This window comes from Bacillus sp. LR_5 (assembly GCF_042709275.1).
Genome location: NZ_JAVAXX010000512.1, coordinates 1 through 2,435 on the forward strand (window position 1 = coordinate 1; position 2,435 = coordinate 2,435).

A 2,435-nucleotide genomic window follows, 5' to 3' on the forward strand; every position below is an offset into this window, starting at 1 on the left:
CGGGGTACAGGTTTCGAAAGTTGCACAGAGACCCGCCGGCTCAAGAGACCTCGTCTTCATCCGGCAAAAGCAGTACGCAAACCCTTCATTCCGATATCAGCTTCTGCAGCCCAATGATTCCTTCTCTGTAAAGCGGCGTCAGCATCTGTAGGTCCGCTGTATCAGACGGTGAAAAACAAAGGCCGCGGCAAACAGGCATAAAGCTGTTTGCCGCCCTTTGCAATTATTTATTCCAGTCTGCCAGGAATTGTTCAATTCCTTTGTCTGTTAACGGATGCTTAGTGAGCGCATGAATGACTTTCAGCGGCATTGTGCCGATATGAGCCCCTCTTAGAGCGGCTTCTGTCACGTGCTGCGGATGGCGGATTGACGCTGCAATGATTTGCGTGTCAAGACCGTGAATGTCAAAAATCGTCTTGACGTCTGAAATCAGGTCAAGTCCGTTGTGGCCGATGTCATCTAAACGTCCCAGGAATGGCGATACATACGTTGCCCCAGCTCTGGCAGCGAGAAGCGCCTGGTTGGCATTGAAGATCAATGTGACGTTTGTTTTGATGCCTAAGTCAGTAAGTGCTCTTACCGCTTTTAAGCCATCAGTCGTCATCGGGATTTTCACCGTAATGTTCGGAGCGATTTTCGCCAGTTCTTTTCCTTCCTCGATCATTTCCTCAGCTTTCAAAGAAATAACCTCTGCGCTTACAGAGCCTTTCACGACATCTGTGATCTCGCGAAGACGGTCGTGGAATGATACGTTAGCTTCTTTTGCTACTAAACTAGGATTCGTCGTTACACCGGCGAGAATTCCTAATTCATTCGCTTCTTTAATTTCATCGATATTGGCTGTATCAACAAAGAATAACATTTTCAAAAAGCCTCCCTGATTAAGAAATTTTCTGAACTGTGAATATGATTGCGCTTTCTAAAGATAGACGGAAAACCGCCTGTCAAGCTGTCAGGCGGCTATAAACGTTCCAATTGAATTAAGCTTGGTTTGAAGAACCAAATTCACGCATTTTACCGATAACTGTTTCTTTGATCGCTTCACGAGCTGGTCCAAGGTATTTACGTGGATCGTACTCGTTAGGCTTAGCTGCCAATGTTTCGCGAACAGCTTTTGCAGAAGAAATTTGGTTTTCAGTATTCACGTTGATTTTAGCTGTACCAAGTGAAATTGATTTTTTGATGTCATCAGTCGGAATTCCAGTACCGCCGTGAAGAACTAGCGGAAGACCAGTTGACTTTCCGATCTCTTCCATCTCTTTGAAACCAAGGTTTGGCTCACCTTTGTAAGGGCCGTGAACAGAACCTAAAGCAGGTGCAAGGCAGTCGATGCCAGTGCGCTCAACAAGCTCTTGGCACTCTTTCGGATCAGCGTAGATTACGCCTTCAGCGATAACGTCATCTTCTTGTCCGCCGACTGTTCCAAGCTCAGCTTCTACAGATACTCCGTGGAAATGAGCAAGCTCAACAACTTTAGAAGTTGTTGCTACGTTTTCTTCAAATGGATGGTGAGAAGCGTCGATCATTACAGATGTGAAACCTGCATGAATCGCTTTCGCACAAGATTCAAAGCTTGAACCGTGGTCTAAGTGAATCGCAACAGGAACTGTCACTTTGTACTCTTCCATAAGTGCTTTTACCATAGCAACGACTGTTTTGAAGCCGCCCATGTAGCGTCCCGCACCTTCGGAAACACCAAGGATCACTGGAGATTTTTCTTCTTCAGCTGCTTGTAAAATCGCTTGAGTAAACTCAAGGTTGTTTAAGTTAAATTGTCCTACAGCATAACCTTTTTCTTTAGCTGTATTCAACATTTCCGTCATAGAAACTAAAGGCATGTCGAATGTCCTCCTTATGTAGCCTGATTGTCTTCTAGCGAAAAAAGCTTTCCACCCTAGCATGACCCATCTATTGCTGTCATATGTAAATACCAGATCGCTTTTTCTCCATAACTAGAATACCAACTTTTCGACAAATCGGCAACACAATGACATGATTCATTTGTTTCTTCTTTTTGTCAATTAGACTTCAGGGGCAGATATTTTTTCACGGCGTCTCTGATTTCGTCGATGTCAAACGGCTTCGCAAAGTGCGTCAAAGCGCCCAGTTCCTTTGATTCCTGGATCATGTCGAGCTCTCCGTATGCCGTCATGATAATCACCCGGATGTTTTCGTCAATGACCTTCATCCGTTTTAAGATTTCGATACCGTCCATGCCGGGAATTTTCATGTCCAGAAGCACAAGGTCGGGCCGTTCTTTTGTCACGATGTCAAGCGCCTGCAGGCCGTTTGCAGCCTGAAACGTCTGGTAGCCTTCTTTATTGAATACTTCATTAAGCAAAATACGTATGCCGTATTGATCATCAACGATTAAAATTTTTTCATTCATCATTTTACACCCCAATATTATGATTTTCGTCAAAAGTAAGCAGTAG

General features: G+C 44.5%; 3 protein-coding genes. All 3 read right to left on the reverse strand.

The features are described 5' to 3' along the window. Positions 1-223 precede the first annotated feature (223 nt). The gene (fsa, locus tag RAC86_RS37810) at positions 224-862 is read right to left on the reverse strand and encodes a fructose-6-phosphate aldolase (RefSeq protein WP_014115521.1); all 639 of its coding nucleotides are present in this window, start codon (positions 860-862) and stop codon (positions 224-226) included. A gap of 118 nt (positions 863-980) precedes the next feature. Then, positions 981-1,838, reverse strand: a complete 858-nt coding sequence (locus RAC86_RS37815; RefSeq protein WP_014115522.1) for a class II fructose-bisphosphate aldolase — start codon at positions 1,836-1,838, stop codon at positions 981-983. A gap of 179 nt (positions 1,839-2,017) precedes the next feature. Beyond that, the gene (gene spo0F / locus RAC86_RS37820) at positions 2,018-2,392 is read right to left on the reverse strand and encodes a sporulation initiation phosphotransferase Spo0F (RefSeq protein ID WP_003227621.1); all 375 of its coding nucleotides are present in this window, start codon (positions 2,390-2,392) and stop codon (positions 2,018-2,020) included. Between the last annotated feature and the right edge of the window lie 43 nt (positions 2,393-2,435).